Source organism: Devosia sp. RR2S18, from assembly GCF_030177755.1.
Classification (GTDB): domain Bacteria; phylum Pseudomonadota; class Alphaproteobacteria; order Rhizobiales; family Devosiaceae; genus Devosia; species Devosia rhizosphaerae.
In genome coordinates, this window is record NZ_CP126539.1 from 2,064,479 (window position 1) to 2,089,658 (window position 25,180).

The window sequence follows — 25,180 nt, forward strand, 5'->3', positions numbered from 1 at the left end:
ACTGATTGAGTAATCTCGAACAGACCGATCTTCTGACTGCCGAAGAGAACTGCGCGCGCGAGCCCATCCAATTTCCTGGAAGCATTCAGCCCACCGGGGCGCTGCTCTCGCTGGACCATGCGTTCAATATTCTCCAGGCCAGCGCCAATACGACGGAATTGCTCGGCCTGTCTCCCGATACCATGCTGGGAAAGACAATCCAGGACGCACTTGGGTTAGAGCTCGGTGAGCAGATCCAGCAAGAACTCGTCTCCTCGCGATTGGCCAACAGCAGCACCGCGCTCTTGCGTTCTGTGGTGATCGGGGAGAGCCGTTTCGATGTGCTGGCGCATGACAATGGCGCCCGGATCATCGTTGAGTTTGAACTCTCTTCCGCCGAGGGATCACTGGATTCAGTCTATCCCGATCTTCGCAGCTTCATCGAGATGATTCAGGAGCTGCCCGAGATCGAGCGCATCACCGCCGTCGCGGCAGAGGAGGTGAGGGCGCTTACCGGCTTTGACCGAGTCATGGTCTACCAGTTCGACAAGGACTGGAACGGGACCGTCGTAGCGGAGTCACGCAACGAACGATTGCCGTCCTATCTCGATCTGCGGTTTCCGGCCGCGGACATTCCGGCGCAAGCGCGTGCGCTTTACCGTTCCAACCGCCTGCGGCTCATACCGGACGCGGATTACGTGCCCGTTCCGCTGGTGCCCGCGTTTGATCCGCTCACCACAGGGCCGCTGGACCTCAGTTTCTCAGCGCTGCGCAGCGTTTCGCCCGTTCATCTGCAATATATGCGGAACATGGGAACCCCGGCCTCGATGTCAATCTCGATCCTGGTGGATGGGGAGCTGTGGGGGCTGATCTCCTGCCATCATGCCGAGCCGCGACGAGTGGCATCGCACATGCGAACCGCATGCGATTTCGTCGGACAGGTTGTCGCCATGCAGATCGGGGCGCGATCACGCAGCATGGCTGCCGCTGAACGCGTAGTGAAGCACCGGATTGAATCGCGCCTGCTTGCCCGCATGGCGGCTGAACCCGACTTTATTAGCGGGCTCCATGTTGCAGAAGAGGAACTGCTGTCGCTCGTCAATGCCGATGGCGTAGCATTGCTGCTCGACCAACGGATCATGCTGATGGGCAAGACACCACCTCTCGCGCAAGTGCGGAGCCTTGCCAACTGGATCGCCACGGAACGCGCGGACCAAGAAGTCCTCTGGACGGAAAGCCTTAGCTCTCTGGTCCCGCAGCTGCAGATTGCCACCGAGACTGCCTCGGGTATTCTCGCCGTTTCGATGTCCAAGCTACATCCCAGCTATATCATCTGGTTCCGACCCGAAGTGGTGCAGACCGTTCGTTGGGGCGGTGACCCTCGCAAGACCGCTGATGCGGAAACGGGGCGCCTCAATCCCCGCAAGTCGTTCGAGACTTGGAAGGAGACAGTCAGCGGTCAATCCCTGTCCTGGTCGGCAACCCAGATCGATGCCGCAAATAGCCTGCGCCAGGCGATTGTCGGTATCGTCATGCGCAAGGCCGAGGAGATGGCGGCCGTAACCGACGAGCTACGCCGCTCCAACAAAGAACTCGAAGCCTTCTCCTATTCGGTCAGCCATGACCTGCGGGCACCGTTCCGGCATATCGTCGGCTTCGCAGAGCTGCTCAAGGAGACCGGCGGCATCGAAGCGGATGCGCGGGCGCAACGCTATATCGACACCATCATCGAGGCCGCACACTCCGCCGGCCAGCTCGTCGACGACCTTCTCGGTTTCTCGCAAATGGGACGCTCACAGCTTACTCCCGTGCTCATCGACATGAACAAGCTGGTGGAGGAGACGCTTAGAACACTGCACATGGACACCGAAGGGCGGAAGATCGAGTGGAAAGTGGGGCGCCTGGAGCCTATTTCCGCCGACCTAACCTTCATGCGCTCGGCCTGGCAGAACCTGTTGTCCAATGCGGTCAAGTATACGAGGGGTACGGATCCCTCCACCATCGAGATCGGATGTGATCCGGGCGAGAACGAAGTGACGTATTACGTCAAGGACGACGGTGTCGGCTTCAACATGGACTACGTCGACAAGCTGTTTGGCGTTTTCCAGCGGCTCCATCGAATTGAAGACTACGAGGGTAGCGGCATTGGGCTGGCCAATGTCAAACGTGTCGTGGAACGGCACCAGGGACGTGTTTGGGCAGAGGGCGAACTGGGCAAAGGCGCGACCTTTTTCTTCGCCCTGCCACGGAATCTAGCGAGCGAAGCATGAGCAATATCAACCCAATCCTGCTTGTAGAGGATAATCCCAAGGACCTTGAACTAACGCTTGCGGCCTTGGAGCGGAGCCAATTGGCCAATGAGGTCGTTACTGCCCGCGATGGCGCGGAGGCGCTCGATTGGCTGTTCGCGCGAGGACCGCATGAGGGTCGTAATAGCGGAGATCCGGCAGTGGTATTGCTCGACCTGAAACTGCCCAAGGTCGACGGGCTGCAGGTGCTCGAAGCGGTGAAGCGCGATGCCGACCTCAAGCATGTCCCTATTGTGATGCTTACCGCATCCAAGGAGGAAAGCGATCTGGTCAAGAGCTACCAACTTGGCGTCAACGCCTTTGTGGTCAAGCCGGTGGACTTCAAGGAGTTCTTCAAGGCGATCCAGGACATCGGCATGTTCTGGGCGATCCTCAACGAACCCCATCCGATGCGGCCGCGTTCAACACCCATGAAGGTGACCGAAGCTTGAACCAGGCGCTAGGCGTAATCCGCGTCCTCCACCTGGAGGACAGCGACCTTGATGCCGATCTCATCGATGCGCATCTGCGCAAAGGCGGGGTGATGCATAGTTCCGACCGGGTGTGGACGCGGGAGGACTTCGAGGATCGCGTGACCTCCGGTACCTACGACCTGATCCTGGCCGACTACAAACTACCGACCTTTGACGGCATGCGGGCGTTGGAAATTGCTCGAAGCAAAGCGCCCGATATTCCCTTCATCTTCGTCTCGGCAACGCTGGGGGAAGAAATCGCCATTGAGTCACTCAAAAAAGGGGCGACCGATTACGTCATCAAGTCGCGCCTGGCGCGGCTGGCCTCCTGCGTCGAGCGGGCTGTTGTCGAAAAGCTCGAGACGACCGCCCGGCGCAAGGCCGAAGCGGGGATTGAGGACGCGCAGAAGCGCCTGCATGCGGCGCTGTCGGTGGCTCGGATGGGGTCTTTTGAGTGGGACCCGATCCACAGCGAAGTGCTGCTCGATGCCCGGAGCTGTGAGATCCTGGGCTTGCCCGAACCCGAGCAAATCCGGGTGAGCAGCATCATTGATTTGGTGATCGAGGAAGACCGGGAGCGTTTCCGGGCTGCCGCTGTGCTCAGTGCACGATCCCGGGAGCGGGGTGACATCGAATTTCGGGTGCGGCGAGCCAACGGGCAGACCCGCTATGTGACAGCGGCCTGCGACTGGTTCCAGAAGGCTCCGGGCAAGTTTGTCGGCATCGGGGTGTTGCGCGATATCGATGATCGGAAAATGGCCGAGCATGACCAGAAGCTGGTGGTGCGGGAACTCCATCACCGGGTGAAGAACTCGCTGGCGACGGTGCAGGCGGTGATCAATGCCACGCTGCGGCACGCCGACACGCTGCAGGGCTTTCGCGAGTCCATCGTGCCGCGGGTCGATGCCCTGGCGCGCAGCCACTCGCTTCTGACCGACAATGCCTTCGGCAGCCTATTGCTCAAGGATATGCTGATTTCCGAGCTGGGCGCGTATGACGAAGGCGACCGGCTCGAGCTCAGTGGACCCCAGACCTATGTGTCGAGCGATCTGGCCATGACGTTCAGCCTGGCGCTGCACGAGCTGACTACCAACTCGGCGAAATATGGGGCGCTCTCGACCGCTAGCGGCCATCTGGCCGTCAGCTGGGAAACCGAGAAGGTGGATGGCGGGCGGCTGCTGAAGCTCGCCTGGTGCGAAACCGGCGGGCCACCGATCGAGCATCCGCCCGAGCATATGGGTTTTGGCTCGGTGCTGCTACAGCGCTTGTTGGGCGGATTGCCGGGGGCCAGCGTCGATATTCGCTACGAGCGGGAAGGGCTGTGTGTCGACGTGCAGCTGCGCATGGCTCACGACTAAACGTGCCGCTCATCCTCTTCAACAAGCCCTATGGGGTGCTGACGCAGTTTACCGGCGGGCCGGGCGAGCGGACGCTGGCCGAGTTCATCGACGTGCCGGCTGTCTATCCGGCGGGGCGGCTGGACAAGGACAGCGAGGGGCTGCTGGTCCTGACCGATGACGGGCGGCTGCAGGCGCAGATTTCTTCGCCCCGGTTCAAGCAGCCCAAAACCTACCTGGTGCAAGTAGAAGGGGTGCCGAGCGAAGCGGCGCTCGCCCAATTGCGCAGCGGCGTCGAGCTTAGGGACGGCATGACGCGACCGGCCAAGGCGCGGCAGATAGAGCCGCCGCAACTCTGGGAGCGCGATCCACCGGTGCGGTTTCGCAAGAGCGTGCCCGATAGCTGGATCGAGCTCATCATCACCGAAGGGCGCAACCGCCAGGTGCGGCGCATGACGGCGGCCGTGGGGCTGCCGACGCTGCGGCTGGTGCGATGGGCGGTGGGGTCATGGACATTGGACGGCATCGCGCCGGGCACCTGGCGGGAAGCTGGGCAAGCCCGGTCATAGGGACGTGCCAAAGCGCCGCGTGGGAGCGCTTGGCCTGCACGTCTGTCGCCAGGCTGCGACATGGGGCAAGGTTCACCTCGGTGCCGGTCGTCCGGCGGATAAAAATGAAGCAAGCCTTGCCCCATGCTCCGGAGGCTCGTCGGGTAATGCTGGATGGCGGTTGGTCCCTGCTCCGTGCCGTCGCCGCTTCGTCTTCGCCCTGCTGGCGACGTGGCGGGTGCCGTACCGGTGCAGCCAGTAGGGCTCGACATGCAGCCCGCGGATCACGAGCCCATCCAAACACTCCGCCGACGGAAGCAGAGCGACCGCCGCTTCATCCGGCTCCCCGCACCGACCGTTCGTCGCGACCGCGCAGCATGTGCGGAGATGGGAAGCATCATAAAGGCGCTTGGGGTGCCGGGGATAAGTTTTTGCGGCACGCGCGGGAGCCTTCCGGCCGAACCGATGATAAGCATGGTCATTGTGCCCGGCGGGCAGCACAGCGCCAAGTGCAGCAGGAGACAGTTGTGAGCGTAGCCTTCACCAAGGAAGACAGTGCCCAGACGGCATCGGAGACCATGCTGCCGGATCGGCCGATCCCGCCCGGACCAAACCTGGTGACAGCCGAAGGCCTTGAAGCGTTGGAACGGCAGCTTGCCGAGGCGCGGGCCGCCTATGATGCGGCCATGACCATCGAGGATGTCAACGAGCGGCGGCGCGAGGCCGCGAACCCGTTTCGGGACCTGCGCTATTTCGGCGAACGCGTGCGCACGGCGCAGCTGGTGGCGCCGCCTGCCACAACCCAAACGGTCGCCTTTGGCAGCACGGTGACATTCGAGCGGGCGGACGGGCGCGTCCAGACCTATCGGATCGTCGGCGAGGACGAGGCCAACCCCAAGACGGGGTCGATCTCCTTTGCGTCGCCGGTAGCGCGGGCGCTGATGGGCAAGGGCGTCGGCGATGTGGTCAGTGTCGGCGCAGCCGAAGTGGAGGTCGTTGCCATCGAATAAGCCGGCGCCGGGCGCGGAGTGTCCCTTCAGGTCACGAACGGCATGATGTCGATGGTTTCTCCGGGAAAGGTCTGGATGTGCGGGTGGTCGGCAAAGAGCTGGGCTGCCGCTTCGATGGTCTCAGCCTCGACCACAAGGTAGCCGCAGATAGTGTTGGTGGCGGGGGCGATGCCGGATTTGGTGACACGCAGCGTCTTGCCGACCATGCCGCCGCGCTCGGTGATAGAGGGTTTGGTGCGACTCTCCCACTCGCCCCATTGTCGGATGCCCAGGGCGTCTACCGCGTCCTGATCGGCCTTGGGCATGGCGCGGAACCGGGCGACATTTTCGGCCGGCATGGTGTAGACGGCGAGAAAGCGGGGCATGGAACACTCCCTTACGTGAGAAGAGCCTATGCCTCCCACCGGGCGAAGTCACGCGGCTGTTGCGGGTGCAGTGGCGGCCTAGCGGCAGTGGGCGAGAATGGCGTCGACGACCTCGGGGAGGGGCCGGGTAGCATCGATCGGAATGGCATCGGTGGGGAGATCCTCGCGGCTCGCGTGGAGACGCAGGATTTCGGCGCGTTCAGCGGGTTCGGAGCCCCATTCGTCGCGGCGGCTGTCGATCCGACGCAGGAGTGTTTCCCGGTCGAGCTCCAGGAGAAACACGGCGTCGAACAGGTGGACAAAGTGGTGGCGGTTGCGTGAGGCGCCGCAGAAAAATGTGACGGGATGGGTCTGGACGGCAAGGATGGCCTGGACCTGCGCGACGTCCCAGATGTGATGCGCGTTGATAAAGGCAGGCTCAGTGGAGCGCCGTTCAGGCGGCAACCTTTCACCAGTCTCCGGATCCCCCTGAAACGCGAGCACACGATCTCCATGGATGACGTGGTAGCCACGGCGTTCGAGCTCGGTGGCGACGGAGGTCTTGCCGGAGCCGGAGATCCCTTCGATGAGGTAGTTGCGGTGGGGCATGGAGTGACATCATTACGAGCGCACGGGCTTCAGTTTAGCGACATGGCGCCACACCCACCAGCGTCACCCTCGGGCTTGACCCGAGCGCGTTTCACTTGAAACTACGGCCATGGGCGGCATTGTCTATATCCTGGCAAATATTCGGCGCGGACGGACCTATATCGGGGTGACCAATAATCTCGTCCGGCGCGTGTACGAGCACCGCGAGGGGCTCGCGGACGGCTATACCAAACGAAATGGCATCAAGCGGCTGGTGTATTTCGAGGAACACGGAGAGATCGGGACTGCCATTCAGCGCGAAACGTCGCTCAAGCGCTGGTACCGGTCCTGGAAGATTGCGCTGATCGAGGAGAGCAATCCGGAGTGGCGGGATCTGTGGGAGGACATTGCCAGTTGAAGGTAACGCGCGGTGGGGTGGGGGACGCGGGGACTCTGAGGGGGTCGCTGGGCCATTTGCCGTGGGTTTGTCCCGCCCCCGGCCGTCACCTTCGGGCTTGACCGAGGGGGTTTCACTTCGCGGGTTGAGCGGGTGGCCGCTGGGTGGAAGCGCTTGTGGCGGGCGCTCCTTGGCGTGGTGGGCTATGGGGAGGTTCGCCAGGGAAGTGCAGAGCCCTCGGGTCAGGCCCGAGGGTGACGCGCGGTGCGTGTGGTGGCGGGGCGAGGGGCCTATGAGCGGGTCGCTGTGTGTTTCGTTGTGGGTTCGTCGAACCCGGGTCGTCACCCTCGGGCTCGACCCGAGGGTGTTGCACTTCGCCGGGTGTGAGCGGGTGGCGCTGGGTGGAGGCGCTTGTGGCGGGGCGCTGTTTGGAGCGGTGGGCTTTGGGGAGGACCGTCAGGGAAATGTAGAGCCCTCGGGTCAAGCCCGAGGGTGACGCGCGGTGGGGGTGGTTGGGATGCTGCGCTGCGGCAGCATCGGGGCTGCCCCCTCGTGGTTCAGGCTCCGCTGCGTTCCGCACCTCACCATGAGGGCTACGCCGATGTGCTCGTTTTTCGGAGGAGTACGTGGATTGTCGCGAGATAGAAGTAGAACATCCAAGACAGCCACAAAGCGGCCTCGTATCCCGTCTTCTGCTTGGCATTATGATGTCTGATACCGAAGTTGTTGGCAATGTTGAACAAGTCGTCCTCGTCTTTCCTGTCTAGTATCTCCTTCATCTTGGGGCGGAGATACTCAAGGACATCGGCCAACTCCCTGACAGCTATCCTCCTCTCTTCAACAGAGGAGCCGTGCCGGCGGTACCGTAACACAGCGCTAGCGATGCGAGACTGGATGTTCTCATCATCTGTAGGAGCAGTAGCTTCGAAGATGGGTTGGAAACCCTCCTCTGCGCCTCGAAGGACTTCTCCCGTTGCGGTTAGCTCAAATGGCTCACAATAAAGACTGAGCACCTCGTTCATTCTGCGGACGTAAACGTTCTCGCCTTCGCTCTTGTCGAAGGTGTCCCAATGCATGCCGCAATCGCTGAAGGTATGATATTCTCCGCTTACTGGCTTAGACACGCAGGTATGGTGGTCTGCCCCGCATTTGCGGTCCAAGGTCATTGTTAGTGCATAGTTGGGTTTGATGTCACCACAGGCGGAGTTGATCCGCTCTGGGTTGGCGGCCATCAGATGACCTCTGGCGCCGGCGGTCTGTACCCAAGCGAAGAGTGCGGTCTGGCCACGTTGTAGTGGCACCGCCATGCTTCGATGACGATCCTAGCTTCCTTGAGGGTGTAGAAGATTTCGCCATTGAGCAGTTCATCACGGAGCTTGGAGTTGAAGCTCTCGCAATAGCCGTTCTCCCAAGGGCTACCTGGCAGGATGTAGGCGGTCTTGGCGCCTATGGCAGCGATCCATTCCCGCACGGCCTTGGCGACGAACTCGGGGCCGTTATCTGAACGAACATGTGCCGGGGCTCCGCGCAGGATAAAGAGGTCCGTGAGCACGTCTATGATGTCGACTGCCTTGAGCCTACGATTAACCCGGATGGCCAGGCACTCCCTGGTAAACTCGTCGATCACGTTGAGCATGCGGAACTTTCTGCCACTGTGGGTTCTGTCCTCGACGAAGTCGTAGGACCAAACATGGTTGGGATGCTCAGGCTGCAGCCGGATACAGGACCCGTCGTTGAGCCAGAGTCGCCCGCGCTTGGGTTGCTTTTGTGGAACCTTGAGCCCCTCTCGTCGCCAGATCCGCTCCACTCGCTTGTGGTTCACCGCCCAGCCGGACCGATGCAGCATCGCCGTGATCCGGCGATAGCCATAGCGGCCATATTGGGTAGCGAGGGCAATGATGTCGGCAGTCAGTGCCGCTTCATCCTCGCGGGTCTTTGGGAGCTTGCGCTGAGTGGATCGATGTTGTCCCAGAACCCGGCATGCGCGTCGCTGCGAGATGCCGAACTGGGTGACAACGTGCTCCACGCACGCACGGCGACGAGCGGGGCTCAGTAGTTTCCCCGGGCGGCCTCTGCCAATATCATCTTGTCCAGCGTCACGTCCGATACGGCTCGTCGCAAGCGAGCATTCTCAGCCTCCAGCTCCTTGAGCCGCTTCACCTGATCGCCCTTGAGCCCACCATATTCCTTGCGCCAGCGGTAGTACGTCACCTCCGTCACAGCTATCGCCCGCACCGCCTCCGCAACCGTCTTCCCCTGCGCGGTCAGCACGTCAATTTGACGAAGCTTGGCGACTATCTCTTCAGCCGTAGGCCGCTTCCTGGGCATCTGTGTATCCTTTCAAATGGGACCATTCCCATACTTCAAAAAGGACCCCTTCTGTGGGGGCAGACCACGTTCTGAACAACGCCTTGAGCCTCGTGGGTACCAGCACCCGACTCTGCGAACACAACCAACCAATCAACGCCCTGCGCGGAAAAGTGCCCGAGTTCCAGAAAGCTGCCGTCACTAGCTACCGCATGCCCCAGGTGTTGGGCGTGAGCGCGGACCGCCCTTGTTTCAAGAGGCAATGCTGTAACGATTAGCGCGCGACGCCAACCATTGGCATCCGCCTCGACAAAAATTTCGGTCGCGGTCAACTTTGGTGATGTCATTGGCGAAGTATAGAGGGCGTTTTTGGTTACGCAAAACAATCGGAGCATTTGTGCACGGGCTTGTCGGAATTGTCATAGCGAGCGCAGAGGTTTGCCTCTGCTCGCGGTCCAGCTGCGCGATGGAGCTGGTCGATGGGGCGGGAGAGCTAAAATCTCCCCTGCTCGATGAGGTCCAGGGCAGAGCCGAAGTCTCTCCTGCGTCGTCTTCAGGCGCGAAAGCCTGATGCAGGGGGCCAGGGCGGCATACGGCCTTGGTTGCGATCCAGCGGCGACCGCTGCTCTCCAGGCAAACATCACAGTGTCGCCGGCGGACTCGCAGGGCTAATCTGAAACCGCTTAGCCTCGGGATAAACGTCCGCAATCGCTTCGCGTGACCCAAAGGCTGCCAGGCCGCTACCGGCCCCCTTCAAGTCGTGAGGGACCGGAGGTTCTCCGCTCCGCGGCATGCCGGCACCTGTGCAAAAACAAAGGCCCGGAAATCCGGGCCTTTGTGAGCAGATGGATAAGCCATGCGTCCCAGAATGGAAGCGTTTGCACCCATAATGGAAATTCTACGGGGTACCTCTCAGCATCAGCTGGCTGGCGATCATTTGAGGCGACTAGCTGTCGTCGTCCCCCACCTCTCGCACTTCAAGCAAGCTCCTATTTAGCCAATTGGACCCCGGCGATCATTCAACCGGAGGAGGTGAGGCAAACATTGCCCCGCCTTTCTGCGTCTGATGCCAGGAATCTGGTCAAACCTAATGGGCAGCGACAACCAGCCAGTTCCGCACTCGATTAGCTCAACTACACCCGGTCGTCGTCCCACACGTGTCGCACTTCAAACACGTGCCGTTCCGGACCATCGTAAAATTGTGGCACTCGGTGCACTGGTCGCCCGTGTAGCCTTTCATCTGGGCTTCGGCGCGCAGGACGCCGCTGTCCTTCTGGGTCGGCGGGTTGGGCAGGGGATCGACTTCGGCGACGTTGAGGGCCGTCGGTGCCGGATCGATCTTGAGGGCGGCGGCACTGCGCAGGGCGGTGACGCTCGAGGTCGCGGCGGTGTAGTTGGCGGCCTCGGCCGTGGGCACCAGCATCAGTGATGCATTGGCCGTCTTGCCGCGAGTCATGCCGCGGGAGACAAAGCGCTCGGCGGGCACCGGGGCGGGCGCGCCGGCATTGCTGCGGGCGCCGTGCTCCTCGGCAACGCCCTTGCCGAGCGAAGTGGGGCTATCGGGATTGACATGGGCGAGGTCGTTCCGGTCGAGATAGGAGACGGCCAGTTCGCGGAACACATAGTCGAGGATCGACGTGGCGTTCTTGATCCGGTCATTGCCCATAACCATGCCGGCGGGCTCGAAGCGGGTGAAGGTGAAGGCCTCCACATATTCGTCCAGCGGCACGCCGTATTGCAGGCCCAGCGAGATGGCGATGGCGAAATTGTTCATCATCGCCCGGAAGGCGGCGCCTTCCTTGTGCATGTCGATGAAGATCTCGCCCAGGCGCCCATCATCATATTCGCCCGTGCGGACATAGACCTTGTGGCCGCCCACGACGGCCTTTTGGGTATAGCCCTTGCGGCGGTCGGGCATCTTTTCGCGTTCGCGGGTGCGCTCGATGATGCGCTCGACGATCTTTTCGGCGACCACGGGGACGCGGGCGGCGGCGGGCTGGGCGACCAGTTCCTCGACAATGTCCTCGTCTTCCTCGTCATCGGCAGCAGCCAGCACCGATGAATTGAGCGGCTGGGAGAGCTTGGAGCCGTCGCGATAGAGCGCGTTGGCCTTGAGCGCCAGGCGCCAGGACAGCATGTAGGCTTCCTTGGCTTCCTCGACGGTGGCGTCGTTGGGCATGTTGATGGTCTTGGAGATGGCGCCCGAGATGAAGGGCTGCGCCGCTGCCATCATCAGGATGTGCGATTCCACCGATAGGTAGCGCTTGCCGACCTTGCCGCAGGGGGTGGCACAATCGAAGACGGGCAGGTGCTCGTCCTTGAGGTGCGGGGCGCCTTCCAGCGTCATGGCACCGCAGACATGGATATTGGCGGCCTCGATGTCCTTCTTGCTGAACCCCAGGAAGGCGAGCAGATCGAAGCTGAAATCGTTGAGCTGCTCATCGGTGACGCCAAGCGATTTCAGGAAATCGACGCCCAGCGTCCACTGGTTGAAGACGAACTTGATGTCGAAGGCAGAAGCCATGCCCTTGTTGAGGGCTTCGATCTTGTCGTCAGTGAAGCCCTTGGTGCGCAGGGTCGAGGGATTGACGCCCGGGGCTTGGTTGAGATTGCCGTGGCCAACGGCATAGGCCTCCATCTCGGCGATCTGCGATTCGGAATAGCCGAGGGTCCGCAGGGCCGGCGGCACGGCGCGATTGATGATCTTGAAGTAGCCGCCGCCGGCGAGCTTTTTGAACTTCACGAGGGCAAAGTCAGGCTCGATGCCGGTGGTATCGCAATCCATGACGAGACCGATGGTGCCGGTGGGGGCGATGACCGAGACCTGGGCATTGCGGTAGCCGTGCTGTTCACCCAGCGCCAGGGCATTGTCCCAGGCGAGCTTGGCGCGCTCGGAGAGTGCATCGTCCTTGAGGTTGGCATGGTCGAGCGGCACGGGGGTGATGGACAGCCCCTCATAGCCCTCGGCATTGCCATGGGCGGCATTGCGGTGATTGCGGATGACGCGCAGCATGTGCTGGCTGTTGCGCTCATAATCCTTGAAGGGGCCCAGCTCCTTGGCGATCTCGGCAGAGGTCGCATAGGAGACGCCGGTCATGATGGCGGTGACGGCACCCGCAATGGCGCGGCCTTCGGCTGAGTCATAGGGAATGCCCGAGGTCATCAACAGGCCGCCGATATTGGCGTAGCCGATGCCCAATGTGCGGTATTCATAGGAGCGTTCGGCAATGGAGCGGCTGGGGAACTGCGCCATCATTACCGAGATCTCGAGCACCAGCGTCCAAAGGCGCACGGTGTGCTCATAGGCGGCGGTGTTGAAGGTGCCATCCTGATTGCGGTAGGGCAGCAGGTTCACCGAAGCGAGGTTGCACGCAGTGTCGTCGAGGAACATGTATTCCGAGCAGGGGTTCGACGCGTTGATCGGCCCGGCTGCGGGGCTGGTGTGCCACTCGTTGATGGTGGTGTGGTATTGCAGGCCCGGATCGGCCGAGGCCCAGGCGGCGTAACCGATCTGTTCCCACAGGTCACGCGCCTTGAGGGTCTTGATGGTCTTGCCGGTCTGGCGAGCTGTCAGGTTCCAGTCGCCGTCATTCTCGACTGCGGCGAGGAAGTCATCGGTGACGCGGACGGAGTTGTTCGAATTCTGGCCGGAAACGGTCAGATAGGCTTCGCTGTCCCAATCGGTGTCGTAGATGGGGAATTCGAGATCGGTATAGCCCTGCTTGGCGAACTGAATGACGCGGAAGATGTAGTTCTCGGGCACCAGCGCCTTCTTGGCAGCGCGGACTTCGCGCTTGAGAGCGGGGTTCTTGGCCACGTCGAAGCAGTCATCGCCTGAACCTTCGCAGTTCACGGCGGCCTTCATGATGGCCTTGAGATGCTTGGAGACGGTCTTGGAACCGGTGACGAGGGCGGCGACCTTCTGCTCTTCCTTCACCTTCCAGTTGATGTAGGTCTCGATATCGGGGTGGTCGATATCCACCACCACCATCTTGGCGGCGCGGCGGGTGGTGCCGCCCGACTTGATGGCCCCGGCAGCCCGGTCACCGATCTTGAGGAAGCTCATCAGGCCGGAGGACTTGCCGCCGCCCGAGAGCTTTTCGCCTTCGCCGCGCAGCTTGGAGAAGTTGGTGCCGGTGCCCGAGCCATATTTGAAAAGGCGCGCTTCGCGGACCCAGAGGTCCATGATGCCGTTCTCGTTGACCAAGTCGTCGTCGACGGATTGAATAAAGCAGGCATGCGGCTGGGGATGCTCATAGGAGCTCGTGGACTGCACCAGCTGATGGGTGAAGGGGTCGACATAGAAGTGGCCCTGGCCGGGGCCGTCGATGCCATAGGCCCAATGCAGGCCCGTATTGAACCATTGCGGGGAATTGGGAGCCACGCGCTGGGTGGCGAGCATGTAGCAGAGCTCATCAAAGAAGGTGCGAGCGTCCTCTTCGCTGTCGAAATAGCCACCCTTCCAGCCCCAATACGTCCAGGTGCCTGCGAGACGATCAAAAACCTGGCGCGAATCCATCTCCGAGCCGAAGCGCTCGTCTTCAGGAATGCTGGAGAGTGCTGCTTCGTCGGGAACCGAGCGCCAGAGCCAAGAGGGAACGGCGTTCTCCTCGACCTTCTTGAGCGCCTTGGCGACGCCTGCCTTGCGGAAGTACTTTTGCGCAATAATGTCGGCCGCTACCTGGCTCCAGGTGGCTGGGATGGCGATGTTCTCGAGCTTGAACACCACCGAACCATCGGGATTGCGGATCTCGCTGGTGGCCGAGCGGAAATCGATGCCGGCATAGCGGTCTTCGTTGGCGGTGGTGAAGCGACGTTCGATGCGCATGGGTTTAGTCCCGAAAAGGCTGCTACAGGTGATGTCCTTACCATCGCTCCGATTCCGGTCGGGACACAAGCAATGGTATTTTAGGCCTGGCGACGAACTATCCCTAGTAGATAAGTCCTTTTTATGTGCATTCAAGCGCAAGCGATTGAGCCAACAGCGGTTTTCCCGGAATAACTATGTGGAAACCATGTTTGGCGTCCCGACGGTCACCCCAGCGGAATCGGGCGAGACTCGGCGGAAATCCACGTCAACAGGATTTGTTGCGTCACGCTGATGACGGTTGCGGGGATATCCACAACCCCTAGCACCAGGTGTGCCAAGACGTGCTCACCACGACGCGACAAAGCCAGTTTGGTCTAGGCTCGCGTGGACCTGCATGTTAAACCCGGCGCAAATCGCCTATCCCCATTCGCGGAATCGACAAGTGGCCCAGTCCGGTATCAAGAAATTCCTCTCCGAAATCTTCGTTTGGTGGCAGGGGCAGACCTGGGGCACCCGGCTCTGGATCAAGCGCTTTGGCGTGTATGTGGGTAGCGACGAGTTCGGCAACCGTTACTACCAGGATAAGAAGTCGAACCGCCGCTACGTGACCTATGGCGGGTATGCCGATGCCTCGAGCATTCCCCCGGGTTGGTATGGGTGGATGCACGGTCGCACGGACACGCCGCCCACTGAAGACAAGTATGTGCCGCGTGCTTGGGAAAAGCCCCACCTGCCGAACCTGACGGGCACCGCCCAGGCCTACCGCCCCGATGGCAGCCTGCTCAACAAGGGTGAGCGTCCCCGCGTCACCGGAGACTACGACGCCTGGTCTCCCGAGTAAGGTTCGCTTGAATTTGCCCTGGCGGGCTCAACTTCTACGCAAGCTTTCACGCTTGATGCCTCTTGCGGCACTGGGCCTGCTTGCGGCTGCCGCTCCCGTGGCGGCGCAGCCCGTTGCCAATCCAGTTGCAACCTTGGCCGGACTAGACAAGATCACTGGCCGGGTTACTCGGTTCGATGTCTACATCGACGAGACCGTCTTGTTCGGCGCGCTCGAGATCACGCCCCGTGCCTGTTACAATCGCCCGCCCACCGAAACGCAACGTACCTCGGCTTTTCTCGAGGTTGATCAGCGCAGCTTGACGGGCACATCCCGGCGTATCTTCACTGGGTGGATGTTCGCCGATAGCCCCGCGCTCAATGCCGTCGACCACGCGGTCTATGACGTCTGGCTTATCGAGTGCAAGACGAGCACCGAAGTTCCACCGCCAGACCAGCGGTAAAAGTTTCCATCATTGTCGAAGAGCATCTGTTTCGTGCGTCGAGGCAGGACGCAAGTACGTCCACTGCCAAAAGGAACACGACGATGATGACCTTACCGGAAGTCCAGACCCGGACCGCAACGCCCTATATCTATGTCCCCTTCACGGTCCGCATGGATCAGATGCAAAGACCCGCCGAAGAGGGCTTTCCGCAGATATTCGCGCATATCGAGAAACACGGTCTGAAGCCGGTCGGCTCAGCGTTCTACAATTACCGGCGTATCAACATGGAAGACACGCTCGATGTGGAGGCCGGCATTGCCATCGAGGAAGCGGCACCAGAGGAGGGGAATGTCAAAGCTGGTATTCTCCCCGCCGGGCGCTTCATGGTGCTTGCCTGGCATGGCCATCCGGACCAGTTGATGACCGTCACCGGAATGCTGGTGGGTTGGTCTCGACTGACGGGTCAGGGGTTCGACGTCGAAGAGAAGGCCGATGGTGATCACTTTGCCTGTCGCCTGGAGATCTATGAGACCGATCCAGCCGATGAGCCCGATATGAATCAATGGGTGACCACCTTGGCCTTCAAGCTGCGAGACGGAGCCTAGAAGAGATTATCCAGGGCGCCAAAGTAGCGGTAGCGCTCCTCGTCCCAAGCTGTTCCATACGCATCTAGGAAGCCTTGCACATGCTCCTGGCCACAATTTCGAATAAGACTGCGGCAGGCAAGGGCGAGGTCCTGCCAAGGATCGGCGACGCCCAGGCGTGCGCAATCGACGAAGCCACTGAAGCGTTCGTCTCGTGCGATGATGTTGGGCACACAAGCGTCGCCGTGAGTGACCACTAGGTTGCCCAGGGGAGGCTGATGCGTTTGCACCCAAGCCAGCACCTCGCTGGCGGTCCAGCCGTGCCTTTCCTCGTCGAACTGGTCCTCTCGAATGCGGCCTGCAGCCACGTTGGCCGCAGCGTCGGCCAGGCGTCGGTCCAGACGGTGGTCGAAGGGGCAGGCGGACACTTCCAGCGCATGCAGACGCCGGAGACTGCTGGCATAAACACGGCAAAGTTCAGCGGGTCGATCAGCCATGTGGGTTAGGTCAGATCCGGGGACCGCAGTCATGAGCAGCCAGTACCGGTCCGCTGAAGGTACGCAGTCGATGACCTTGGGCGCCGGGATGCCCGTCTCTGCAAGCCACTGCAGTCGACTTACCTCAGCCGGTATTTCGCTGAGCGGGTGCCGGCGCTCAGCCTTGAGGAACACGACCGAGGAACCCAAGTTGATCCGCCAGACGGCAGCGTCTGACTCTCCAATCGTGAACTCAGTCCAATCGCCTCCCGAAAGCTGCTGCAGTTCTATTGGAAGGTCAGGTGGTGCGCTCACGCGGATTGATCCCACGCAAGCCAGTCTCCTTCAATGAGAAGCGCCTCTGCCAGTCGCTCCTCATACTGCTCGCGAGGAATGTCGATCCCACCAAGGGAAGCAAGGTGAGGGGTGATGAACTGGGTGTCGAGCAGCATGAAGCCGCCGGCATTCAGACGATCGACGAGATGAGCCAAGGCCATCTTGCTGGAGTTGGTGGCGCGATGGAACATGGACTCGCCGAAGAACGCGCCGCCGATCGCTAGTCCGTAAAGCCCTCCCACGAGATCAGTGCCATCCCAGACCTCAACCGTATGGGCTACGCCCCGGCGGAACAGCTCACCATAGACCGACCGGATGGTGCCATTGATCCAGGTGGAGTGGCGGTCTTGACCCACAGTGGCGCAGCCTTCGATGATCGCGTCGAAGTCGGTGTCCACCTTCACAGCAAAGCCAGACTTGCGGATCGCCTTGCGCAGGCTGGTCGAGAGGCGGAAGGCATTGAGGGGAATGATGCCGCGGCGCTCTGGGCTCACCCAAAAGAGACCCTCGTCGGAGGCATCCTCGGCCATCGGGAAAATGCCGGCCCGATAGGCGCGGATGATCAGCTCGGGAGTAATCTCGATATCGAAGGGGCCGGGACGAGCCATGGCAGTTCCTGGAAAGACAAGGGGCGCCAAATGCGCCCCCTGCTGATTAGACTTTGTTTTCCGCCAGATATTTTTCAAGCCAGTGGATGTCGTAATTGCCCGACAGAATATCGGGCTCTTTGATCAGCCGCTGGAACAGGGGCAGCGTGGTCTTGATGCCGTCGACGACGAACTCGTCGATCGCCCGACGCAGGCGCTGCAGGCACTCTTCGCGCGTCCGGCCGAAGACGATCAGCTTGCCGATCAGCGAGTCATAATAGGGCGGGATCTTGTAGCCCTGATAAACCGCCGAATCGACGCGCACACCAACTCCACCCGCCGGGTGGTAGAAGGTGATGGTGCCCGGCGAGGGCGCAAAAGTCTGCGGATCCTCGGCGTTGATGCGAACCTCGATGGCGTGACCCTGGAAGTTCACCTGGTCCTGCGTCATCGACAGCGCCTCGCCCGACGCCACGCGAATCTGCTCGTAGACGATATCGATGCCGGTGATCCGCTCCGTGACGGGGTGCTCCACCTGCAGGCGCGTGTTCATCTCAATGAAGTAGAACTCACCGTTCTCGTAGAGAAACTCGATGGTACCCGCGCCGGCATATTTCAGCTTGCGCATGGCGGCGGCGCAGATTTCCCCGATCTCGTCGCGCTCCTCGGGCTTGATCGTCGGCCCGCCGGCCTCTTCCCAAACCTTTTGATGGCGGCGCTGGAGGGAGCAATCGCGGACGCCGAGATGAACAGCATTGCCTTGTCCATCACCGAGAACCTGCACCTCGATGTGGCGCGGCTTGCCTAGGTACTTTTCCATGTAGACGGAGTCGTTGCCGAACGCGGCCTTCGCCTCAGTGCGGGCCGTGGACCAGGCAACCAGCAGGTCCGCCTCTGTCTTGGCGACCTTCATGCCGCGACCACCGCCACCAGCCGTCGCCTTGATCAGGACGGGATAGCCGATCTCGCGGGCTGTGCGCAGTGCGTCTTCGTCGGTTTCGACGGCGCCTTCGGAGCCGGGCACCACGGGGATCCCGAGTTCGACGGCCGTTTTCTTGGCCGTGATCTTGTCGCCCATGATCTCGATATGGTGCGCGGAGGGGCCGATGAAGGTCACCTTGTGCTCGGTCAGGATCTTGGCAAAGCGTGCATTCTCGCTGAGGAAGCCATAGCCAGGGTGCACGGCATCAGCCCCGGTGATCTCGCAGGCTGCAAGGATCGAGGGAATGTTCAGATAGCTGTCTTTGGCGGCGTTGGGGCCGATGCAGACGCTCTCGTCGGCGAGGCGCACATGCATGGCATTAGCGTCGGCCGTGGAGTGGACGGCTACCGTCTGGATGCCGAGCTCCTTGCAGGCGCGCAGGATGCGCAGGGCGATTTCGCCGCGATTGGCGATCAGGACCTTCTGGAACATGAAAGCCCCCTTATTCGATGACGACGATTGGCTCGCCGTATTCCACCGGCTGCGCATCCTGGACCAGGATGCGGGTCACGGTGCCCGACCGGTGCGCCGGGATCTGGTTCATGGTCTTCATCGCTTCGATGATGATGATCGTCTGGCCTTCGGTGACCTTGGTGCCGACCTCAACGAAAGCGGGTTTGCCCGGTTCAGGCGCGCGGTAAGCGGTGCCAACCATTGGGGAGGTCAGCGTGCCTGGATTGGAAGAGAGATCTTCGCTAGCTGGTGCAGTGGCCGGGGCAGGGGCGCTCGACGGAGCCGGAGCATGCGCCTGTTGAGGCGCCGCCATATACTGCATGGGCTGGGCGGCGTAGGTGACGCCCTCATTGGCATAGGACCTGGTAACGCGGACCCGGAAATCCTCCTGCTCGATCTCGATCTCGGCGAGATTTTCCTTGTTGAGGAGTTCGGCGATGGCCCGGATCAGATCCTGATCCACTTGCGATGACTTGGTCATTCTTGTCTCCCGCGCCTGGCGCGTTGATCGTTATTGCAGTTTCTCGGCAAGGGCTTGCAGCGCCAGTCTATACCCGCTGGCGCCAAAGCCGCAAATGACACCCACAGCAACGGCCGAGACAAAGGAATGGTGCCGAAACGGCTCCCGTTGGTGGATATTTGTGAGATGCACCTCGGCTACCGGCAGAGCGACGGCGCGTAGCGCATCGTGAATGGCGACGGAAGTGTGCGAATAGGCCGCCGGATTGATGAGGATCGCATCGGCAGTGTTGAGGGCATCCTGAATCCAGGTCACCAGCTCGCCCTCGTGATTGGACTGGCGGAAATCGATGCTGAGATCGAGCGCGTTAGCCGTGTCGCGACAGAGCGCCTCGATATCATCGAGCGTGTCCGACCCGTACTTTTCAGGCTCGCGTGTGCCGAGCAGATTGAGGTTCGGGCCGTTGAGGACGAGAACGCGTTTTGCCATGATCTTCGCCTTGTGCACCGGCACTTGCCGCCGGCGCAAGGGCGGTTACACGAAATGCACGGAAAAGCAAAGCACGCGCCGGGTTAGCCGTCGCACTGGGTCTCGCCACAGGCGCGCATATTGGCAATCCGGCTGCGCAATTCGTCGACGCCGATCGCGCCGGGGATGATCTCGTTGCCGATGATATAGGTGGGAGTGCCGGTGATATTGAGCGCCTGGGCGATCTCATAAGAGTTCTGGATGACCTCTGCGACCTTCTCGGTGCCCATTTCGAGTTCAAGGCTCACCGGGCTGAGCCCCAGGCTGCTTGCAGCGGCAAGTGCCGCGGCCTTGTCCACCTGGCCGCGGCTGGTGAACAGGGCCTCGTGAAAGTCCCAATAGTCGACATCGGACTGGCCGACCAGCACGCCTATCCGGGCCGCGTCGATGGACTCGTTGGAAAGGATGGGGAACTCCTTGAGCACGATGCGCAGGTTTGGATCGTCGGCCAGGAGCGTTGCCATGTCGGGCAGGGCAGTGCGGCAGTAGCCGCAATTGTAGTCGAAGAACTCCACGAGGGTGACGTCGCCTTCTGGGTTGCCAAGGACCACCTGGTCAGGCGCGTTGAAGATGGCATCGTGCATGGTGGCAATCGCCGAGCCTGCCTGCACCCGCTCCTCTGCACGTAGCGTGGTGTCGAGCGCAACGGACATGCGCTGCAGGATCTTTGGATCACCCATAAGATAGGATTCGATCATGGGGTTGATCACTTCGGGGTCGATGGCGGCAGCCTGAGTGACCGGAGGCTCCGAGGCCCTGCGAGCATCGTACGCGCTCAGCGCCTCCTCGATCATCGCCTGCACGGTCGCGGTATCGGTTTGCGGTTGTGGACGATCGGCCACCGAATAGCCGAGGGCGCCGGCGAGTATCCCGACCAGGGCAACGAGGACGATGGTGACGCGCGACATTCTTGGATGCTCCGGCAGGGACGTTTCTCGGCTTCTAGCAGAGGTCTCGGGATTCGAGCAGATGTTGGTGAACACCGCCCTGCCGCTAGCGTCAATTGTTGTTGAGGTCGCGCGCCGATCCGTTTAGGCGGGGCGGACGGAAGGAATTGCCATGATCAAGCCCGCAACTGACGGACTGATGCCGTTTTACGCGATGGACATCGCGCGCAAGGCGCAGGCTCTCGAAGCCTCCGGCCGCACCATCTGCCACCTCGAAATCGGTGAACCGGGCTCGCCGCCGGCGCCCAAGGTCATTGAGGCGGTATCGAGAGCGTTGCCCAACCCTCAGGCCTATACGGCTGCCAAGGGCATGCCGGAACTGCGCCTGGGGCTTTCGGCCTATTACTCCGCCCAGCATGGGATTAGTGTCGATCCGGACAACATTGTTGTGACCATGGGGTCGTCGGCGGGCTTCATCATTGGCTTCCACACCGCTTTCCGGCCGGGTGACCGGATCGCGATCACGCGTCCGGGTTATCCCGCCTATGTGAATACGCTCCTGGGCCTGGGGTTCTCGGTGGCCGACATTCCGCTCTCGGCAGAGAATGGATGGCTGTTGACGGGGGCTGCCATTCACGCGGCCTATCGTGAGCAGCCATTCGCCGGCCTGCTGTTTGCAAGCCCCGCCAACCCCACTGGGGCGACGATAGATCGCGAGCAATTGGCCGACATCGTCGAGACCTGCGCCACACTGGGCCTCACTCTGATCTCGGACGAGATTTATCACGGGCTGGACTATCGCGGGGCGTCGGTAAGCGCGCTGGAGCTCTCCCGTGACGTCATGGTGATCAATAGCTTCTCAAAATATTATTGCATGACGGGTTGGCGCATCGGCTGGATGGTGCTGCCTGAGCACCTGATCCGCCGCGCCGAAATACTCCAGCAGAACCTCTTTATATCCGCGCCAACATTGAGCCAGATCGCGGCTATCGCGGCGCTTGGCGAACGTGACTACAGCGAGCAGCAGAAAGCGCACTATGCGGGCAACAGGCTGTTGCTCAACGAGGGCCTCCGTTCGCTGGGCTTCGACATCGGCGCGCCTGCCGATGGGGCTTTCTATGCCTATGCGGGAATAGCCAACTTCTCCAACGATTCCCTGGCCTTCTGCGACCGTATGCTGGAGGCGGGAGTGGCGATTACACCTGGCGTCGACTTTGACCGGACCGATGGCAACGGCTTTGTGCGGCTGAGCTATGCCGGCAAGCGGGAAACCGTTGAGCTCGCTCTGGAGCGGCTGAATAAAGCTCTGAAATCATAGATTGAAACGACGTCCAAAGAAAAGGCGGCCCGCAGGCCGCCTTTTTGGGTGTTAGCCGAGACCGAGCCGGCGCTGCCACCAGCCGACCTTTTTCTTTTCCGGTTCGGGCGCAGCCTCTTTGCTCTCCGGCTTGGGCGTGCTCGAAGAGACCACGATGCCTTCAGCAGGTAGCTCCTTCTTTTCGCGGCGAGGGCGAGAAGACGCGTCGGGGGCGGCGGCTTCAGCGGCCTGTTCTTGCGGAGACTCTACCGGCGCAGGCGCGGTGGCCTCAGGGGCAGCAACTGCCTCGGGGGCTGCCACCGCTTCCGCCACTGCCGCTTCAGGAGCAATCTCCGCCGCTTCTGCCTTGGGCTTGCGAGTGCGCGGCTTGCGCTTCGGCTTCTCTTCCTCGGCAGGGGCTTCTGCCGCCACTGGAGCGGCCTCGAGCGGAGCGCCTTCCTCGGTCTCGATGACCTTCTTGCGGCGACCGCGCTTGGGCTTCTCGACAGGTGCTTCCGCGAGGGGTTCTGAGGTTTCCGGAGTTGCCGAGGGTTCGGCTGCAGCCTCCTCGCGGGCGACGATCTCATCCTGCGCCAGCAACACTTCGGCGACTTCGCTGGCTTCACTCATGGTGAGTTCGGCTTCGCCATCCGCCTCGACTTCGCCCGTGGCAGGGCGCTCGGCGCCTTCCTCGATGTCGCGGCGATTGCGGCGGCCGCCACGGCGCCCACGACGACGGCGGCGACGCGGCTCGTCATCGCCAGACGCCTCGCCCTGAGGACGTGCTACACCCTCTTCGCTCTCATCGCCTTCCGAGTCACTGTCACCGACAGACTCGCCCTCGGTCTCGTTCACCTCGGCGGCGGCTCGCTGTGGGCGATCTTCCCGGTCGGCCCCGCCGCGACGACGGCGGCGGCGGCGGCGGTTGCGGCCCTCTCCGTTCTCGGCAGTTGCGGTACGCTCTTCGGTTTCTTCTTCGGCTTCAACCTCGATCTCATCGGCGACGTCTTCGTCGTCGGCATCCTCGATGATAGCGCTGTCGACGCGCACATGTTCAACAGTGCGCTGCTCGACATAGGTCGCGACGCGGGCCTCGCCCTTTTCGATGGCGAACTGGTGCCCGGTCATCTTGCCGTCGGCAGTGATGGTGATCGAGAGCGCGTTGCGCTGCTCGAGTGCAATCAGCGTCTCGCGCTTAAAGTTGAGAATGTAGAGGGCGACTTCGACCGGCACCTTCACGTTGATCGACTGGCCCTGCTTGCGCAGCACGTGATCTTCGATGTGCCGCATGATCATCAGCGCCATGGACTCGGTGGAGCGCACGAGACCTGTGCCCTCACAGATCGGACACTTGTGCGTGGAGCTTTCCACCACGCCGAAGCGGATGCGCTGCCGGCTCATTTCCATCAGGCCAAAATGGCTGATGCGGCCCACCTGGATGCGAGCGCGATCGTCCTTGAGGCATTCCTTGAGCTTGCGCTCGACTGCCCGGTTGGAACGGTTCTCCATCATGTCGATGAAGTCGATGACGATCAGTCCAGCGAGGTCGCGCAGGCGCAACTGCCGCGCGACTTCCTCGGCCGCTTCCAAATTGGTCTGGAGCGCGGTGTCCTCGATGTTGTGCTCCTTTGTGGAGCGACCTGAGTTCACGTCGATCGAGACCAGTGCTTCGGTCGGATTGATGACGATGTAACCGCCGGAGGGCAGAGTTACAGTCGGGGAGAACATCTGGTCGAGCTGTGCTTCGATGCCGTATTTGGAAAAGAGCGGCTGCTCCTCGTCATACGGCTTCACGTTCTTGGAGTGCGACGGCATGATCATCTTCATGAAGTCTTTGGCTTCACGATAAGCGTTCTCGCCAGCGACCAGAACTTCGTCGATGTCCTTGTTGTAGAGGTCGCGAATGGTCCGCTTGATCAGCGAGCCTTCCTCGTAGACCAGGCACGGTGCCTGCGACTTAAGGGTTAGGGTGCGAACACTCTCCCAAAGGCGCATTAGATATTCGAAATCCCGCTTCACTTCCGCCTTGGTGCGCGAAGCACCGGCCGTGCGCAGAATGACGCCCATGCCCTGCGGCACTTCCAGATCGGAGGTGATTTCCTTGAGGCGCTTGCGGTCAGCAGCATTGGTGATCTTGCGGGAAATGCCGCCGCCGCGAGCAGTGTTGGGCATCAGAACCGAATAACGCCCAGCGAGCGACAGATAGGTGGTGAGAGCCGCGCCCTTGTTGCCGCGCTCTTCCTTGACCACCTGCACCAGCATCACCTGCCGGCGCTTGATCACTTCCTGGATCTTGTAATGCCGACGATTGGCAGAGGATCTCCGCCGCTCGGGAACTTCCTCGAGTGCGTCGGCGCCGCCGACCGATTCAACCGGCTCGGAATTGGCCGGCGCCTGTTCGATGTGGTTGCCCTCTTCGGTGTCGTGCGCTTCGGCGTCGCTGTCGTCTCCGGTGCTTTCGCCCTGAGCAGAAGCGTCAGGGGTGTCCTCAGTCTCGTCTTGGTGCTCCTCGGCCTCTTCCTCGCGCAGCAAGGCTTCGCGATCAGCAACCGGGATTTGGTAGTAGTCCGGGTGGATTTCGCTGAAGGCGAGGAACCCGTGGCGATTGCCGCCATACTCGACGAAGGCCGCTTGTAGCGACGGTTCTACGCGCGTGACCTTGGCGAGGTAGATATTGCCGCGCAGCTGGCGACGTGTCGCCGATTCAAAATCGAACTCTTCGAGCCTGTTACCCGCTGTGACGACAATCCGTGTTTCTTCCGGGTGGATGGCATCCACCAGCATTCTCTTGGTAGCCATTATGAACTCCGCGCACTCGCGCGCCGCTGAGGCGGAGCCGTGGGAACGGCTGGCCTGAAATGGCGCAATGCGAGGCGTATGGTTTGGGGGTAGGGGCACGCGGAAGCTCTGCCTTAGGCGCGCCGGTATATGTGGCCATGGCCGGAAGTTGCAGCGTGGCAAAACGGCAATCGTTTAACTCGATCGCGTCGCGCTCTGTCCGCCTGCGGGCCATATGACCTCTTCCTATTGGGCTGCTGCGTCCAATGGAGTGGCTGCAGCCGTCCGGCCTGAAGGGCCGAAATTCGTCGCGAAGCGCAGGATTTGCCGCTTCTGAACCGCAGCAGGAAGACACTGGCTTCTTGCCGGGCTCACTTTCCGCGCCGCTGTTTCTCGCTTTGGGCGAGCAGTACAGGTTCGGCAGAAAGCTTGCGCCTCATCTAAGCGTGTAGGGATGTTGCGGGGG

The 25,180-nt window shown here is 61.4% G+C and carries 21 protein-coding genes and 1 pseudogene; 10 read left to right on the forward strand and 12 right to left on the reverse strand.

Annotated elements, in window-relative coordinates:
- Positions 1–5: 5 nt before the first annotated feature.
- From QOV41_RS10365 to greA, 5 genes are all read left to right on the forward strand, one after another.
- Complete coding sequence (locus QOV41_RS10365; protein ID WP_284576397.1) at positions 6–2,249, forward strand: ATP-binding protein; 2,244 nt, start codon at positions 6–8, stop codon at positions 2,247–2,249.
- Positions 2,246–2,719, forward strand: coding sequence for a response regulator (locus QOV41_RS10370; protein ID WP_284576398.1), 474 nt, complete (start codon positions 2,246–2,248; stop codon positions 2,717–2,719). The genes QOV41_RS10365 and QOV41_RS10370 overlap by 4 nt, the downstream gene beginning before the upstream one ends.
- On the forward strand, positions 2,716–4,098 hold the full coding sequence (locus QOV41_RS10375) for a sensor histidine kinase (RefSeq protein ID WP_284576399.1): 1,383 nt from the start codon (positions 2,716–2,718) through the stop codon (positions 4,096–4,098). The genes QOV41_RS10370 and QOV41_RS10375 overlap by 4 nt, the downstream gene beginning before the upstream one ends.
- 2 nt (positions 4,099–4,100) lie before the next feature.
- On the forward strand, positions 4,101–4,646 hold the full coding sequence (locus QOV41_RS10380) for an rRNA large subunit pseudouridine synthase E (protein ID WP_284576400.1): 546 nt from the start codon (positions 4,101–4,103) through the stop codon (positions 4,644–4,646).
- A gap of 506 nt (positions 4,647–5,152) precedes the next feature.
- Positions 5,153–5,635 (forward strand): transcription elongation factor GreA, encoded by a 483-nt coding sequence (greA, locus tag QOV41_RS10385; protein WP_284576401.1) that lies wholly within the window; start codon positions 5,153–5,155, stop codon positions 5,633–5,635.
- 26 nt (positions 5,636–5,661) lie between these two features.
- On the opposite strand, the gene QOV41_RS10390 is transcribed toward greA, so the two are convergent.
- Positions 5,662–6,000, reverse strand: a complete 339-nt coding sequence (locus QOV41_RS10390; protein ID WP_284576402.1) for a hypothetical protein — start codon at positions 5,998–6,000, stop codon at positions 5,662–5,664.
- A gap of 78 nt (positions 6,001–6,078) precedes the next feature.
- Entirely contained in the window at positions 6,079–6,588 is a 510-nt protein-coding gene (locus tag QOV41_RS10395; RefSeq protein WP_284576403.1) for an AAA family ATPase, read from the reverse strand.
- Positions 6,589–6,697: 109 nt separating this feature from the next.
- Between QOV41_RS10395 and QOV41_RS10400 the strand changes: the two genes are divergently transcribed.
- Positions 6,698–6,985 (forward strand): GIY-YIG nuclease family protein, encoded by a 288-nt coding sequence (locus tag QOV41_RS10400; protein WP_284576405.1) that lies wholly within the window; start codon positions 6,698–6,700, stop codon positions 6,983–6,985.
- Positions 6,986–7,557: 572 nt separating this feature from the next.
- On the opposite strand, the gene QOV41_RS10405 is transcribed toward QOV41_RS10400, so the two are convergent.
- From QOV41_RS10405 to QOV41_RS10415, 3 genes and pseudogenes are all read right to left on the reverse strand, one after another.
- A complete protein-coding gene (locus QOV41_RS10405; protein ID WP_284576406.1) occupies positions 7,558–8,196 on the reverse strand; it encodes a hypothetical protein in 639 nt (212 codons plus the stop codon).
- Positions 8,133–9,292 (reverse strand): annotated as a pseudogene (locus tag QOV41_RS10410) (IS3 family transposase). The gene QOV41_RS10405 and the pseudogene QOV41_RS10410 overlap by 64 nt, the downstream one beginning before the upstream one ends.
- Before the next feature lie 1,108 nt (positions 9,293–10,400).
- Entirely contained in the window at positions 10,401–14,099 is a 3,699-nt protein-coding gene (locus tag QOV41_RS10415; protein WP_284576409.1) for a vitamin B12-dependent ribonucleotide reductase, read from the reverse strand.
- A gap of 439 nt (positions 14,100–14,538) precedes the next feature.
- Between QOV41_RS10415 and QOV41_RS10420 the strand changes: the two genes are divergently transcribed.
- The 3 genes from QOV41_RS10420 (at position 14,539) to QOV41_RS10430 (ending at position 15,951) form a co-directional block, all read left to right on the forward strand.
- Entirely contained in the window at positions 14,539–14,922 is a 384-nt protein-coding gene (locus tag QOV41_RS10420; protein ID WP_284581266.1) for an NADH:ubiquinone oxidoreductase subunit NDUFA12, read from the forward strand.
- A gap of 55 nt (positions 14,923–14,977) precedes the next feature.
- A complete protein-coding gene (locus tag QOV41_RS10425) occupies positions 14,978–15,364 on the forward strand; it encodes a DUF2155 domain-containing protein (RefSeq protein WP_284581267.1) in 387 nt (128 codons plus the stop codon).
- A gap of 83 nt (positions 15,365–15,447) precedes the next feature.
- Positions 15,448–15,951 carry a GyrI-like domain-containing protein gene (locus QOV41_RS10430; RefSeq protein WP_284576412.1) on the forward strand — a complete coding sequence of 168 codons (504 nt, stop codon included), beginning with the start codon at positions 15,448–15,450 and terminating at the stop codon, positions 15,949–15,951.
- Here QOV41_RS10430 and QOV41_RS10435 read toward each other — a convergent pair.
- The 6 genes from QOV41_RS10435 to QOV41_RS10460 all read right to left on the reverse strand — a co-directional run bounded on the left by QOV41_RS10435 (position 15,948) and on the right by QOV41_RS10460 (position 20,660).
- The gene (locus QOV41_RS10435; RefSeq protein ID WP_284576413.1) at positions 15,948–16,721 is read right to left on the reverse strand and encodes an APH(3') family aminoglycoside O-phosphotransferase; all 774 of its coding nucleotides are present in this window, start codon (positions 16,719–16,721) and stop codon (positions 15,948–15,950) included. The genes QOV41_RS10430 and QOV41_RS10435 overlap by 4 nt on opposite strands.
- On the reverse strand, positions 16,718–17,350 hold the full coding sequence (gene aat, locus QOV41_RS10440) for a leucyl/phenylalanyl-tRNA--protein transferase (RefSeq protein WP_284576414.1): 633 nt from the start codon (positions 17,348–17,350) through the stop codon (positions 16,718–16,720). Before aat ends, QOV41_RS10435 begins: the two co-directional genes overlap by 4 nt.
- A gap of 46 nt (positions 17,351–17,396) precedes the next feature.
- Positions 17,397–18,743 (reverse strand): acetyl-CoA carboxylase biotin carboxylase subunit, encoded by a 1,347-nt coding sequence (gene accC, locus QOV41_RS10445; protein WP_284576415.1) that lies wholly within the window; start codon positions 18,741–18,743, stop codon positions 17,397–17,399.
- Between the two features lie 10 nt (positions 18,744–18,753).
- The gene (accB, locus tag QOV41_RS10450) at positions 18,754–19,245 is read right to left on the reverse strand and encodes an acetyl-CoA carboxylase biotin carboxyl carrier protein (RefSeq protein WP_284576417.1); all 492 of its coding nucleotides are present in this window, start codon (positions 19,243–19,245) and stop codon (positions 18,754–18,756) included.
- Between the two features lie 30 nt (positions 19,246–19,275).
- Entirely contained in the window at positions 19,276–19,713 is a 438-nt protein-coding gene (gene aroQ, locus QOV41_RS10455) for a type II 3-dehydroquinate dehydratase (RefSeq protein WP_284576418.1), read from the reverse strand.
- Between the two features lie 83 nt (positions 19,714–19,796).
- Entirely contained in the window at positions 19,797–20,660 is an 864-nt protein-coding gene (locus QOV41_RS10460) for a DsbA family protein (protein WP_284576419.1), read from the reverse strand.
- 151 nt (positions 20,661–20,811) lie between these two features.
- Between QOV41_RS10460 and QOV41_RS10465 the strand changes: the two genes are divergently transcribed.
- Positions 20,812–21,957 (forward strand): pyridoxal phosphate-dependent aminotransferase, encoded by a 1,146-nt coding sequence (locus tag QOV41_RS10465; RefSeq protein ID WP_284576420.1) that lies wholly within the window; start codon positions 20,812–20,814, stop codon positions 21,955–21,957.
- A 51-nt stretch (positions 21,958–22,008) separates the two neighbouring features.
- Here QOV41_RS10465 and QOV41_RS10470 read toward each other — a convergent pair whose 3' ends face one another.
- Entirely contained in the window at positions 22,009–24,735 is a 2,727-nt protein-coding gene (locus tag QOV41_RS10470; RefSeq protein ID WP_284576421.1) for an Rne/Rng family ribonuclease, read from the reverse strand.
- Positions 24,736–25,180: the final 445 nt, after the last annotated feature.

What these genes read in the sequence shown, in the direction of transcription:
- QOV41_RS10400 (WP_284576405.1), top strand. Translation starts at nt 6,698, where the DNA reads ATGGGCGGCATTGTCTATATCCTGGCAAATATTCGGCGCGGACGGACC.
- aat (WP_284576414.1), bottom strand. Translation starts at nt 17,350, where the DNA reads ATGGCTCGTCCCGGCCCCTTCGATATCGAGATTACTCCCGAGCTGATC.
- QOV41_RS10415 (WP_284576409.1), bottom strand. Translation starts at nt 14,099, where the DNA reads ATGCGCATCGAACGTCGCTTCACCACCGCCAACGAAGACCGCTATGCC.
- QOV41_RS10465 (WP_284576420.1), top strand. Translation starts at nt 20,812, where the DNA reads ATGATCAAGCCCGCAACTGACGGACTGATGCCGTTTTACGCGATGGAC.
- QOV41_RS10425 (WP_284581267.1), top strand. Translation starts at nt 14,978, where the DNA reads ATGCCTCTTGCGGCACTGGGCCTGCTTGCGGCTGCCGCTCCCGTGGCG.
- QOV41_RS10370 (WP_284576398.1), top strand. Translation starts at nt 2,246, where the DNA reads ATGAGCAATATCAACCCAATCCTGCTTGTAGAGGATAATCCCAAGGAC.
- accB (WP_284576417.1), bottom strand. Translation starts at nt 19,245, where the DNA reads ATGACCAAGTCATCGCAAGTGGATCAGGATCTGATCCGGGCCATCGCC.
- aroQ (WP_284576418.1), bottom strand. Translation starts at nt 19,713, where the DNA reads ATGGCAAAACGCGTTCTCGTCCTCAACGGCCCGAACCTCAATCTGCTC.
- QOV41_RS10405 (WP_284576406.1), bottom strand. Translation starts at nt 8,196, where the DNA reads ATGGCCGCCAACCCAGAGCGGATCAACTCCGCCTGTGGTGACATCAAA.
- accC (WP_284576415.1), bottom strand. Translation starts at nt 18,743, where the DNA reads ATGTTCCAGAAGGTCCTGATCGCCAATCGCGGCGAAATCGCCCTGCGC.
- QOV41_RS10470 (WP_284576421.1), bottom strand. Translation starts at nt 24,735, where the DNA reads ATGGCTACCAAGAGAATGCTGGTGGATGCCATCCACCCGGAAGAAACA.
- QOV41_RS10390 (WP_284576402.1), bottom strand. Translation starts at nt 6,000, where the DNA reads ATGCCCCGCTTTCTCGCCGTCTACACCATGCCGGCCGAAAATGTCGCC.
- QOV41_RS10395 (WP_284576403.1), bottom strand. Translation starts at nt 6,588, where the DNA reads ATGCCCCACCGCAACTACCTCATCGAAGGGATCTCCGGCTCCGGCAAG.
- QOV41_RS10460 (WP_284576419.1), bottom strand. Translation starts at nt 20,660, where the DNA reads ATGTCGCGCGTCACCATCGTCCTCGTTGCCCTGGTCGGGATACTCGCC.
- QOV41_RS10430 (WP_284576412.1), top strand. Translation starts at nt 15,448, where the DNA reads ATGATGACCTTACCGGAAGTCCAGACCCGGACCGCAACGCCCTATATC.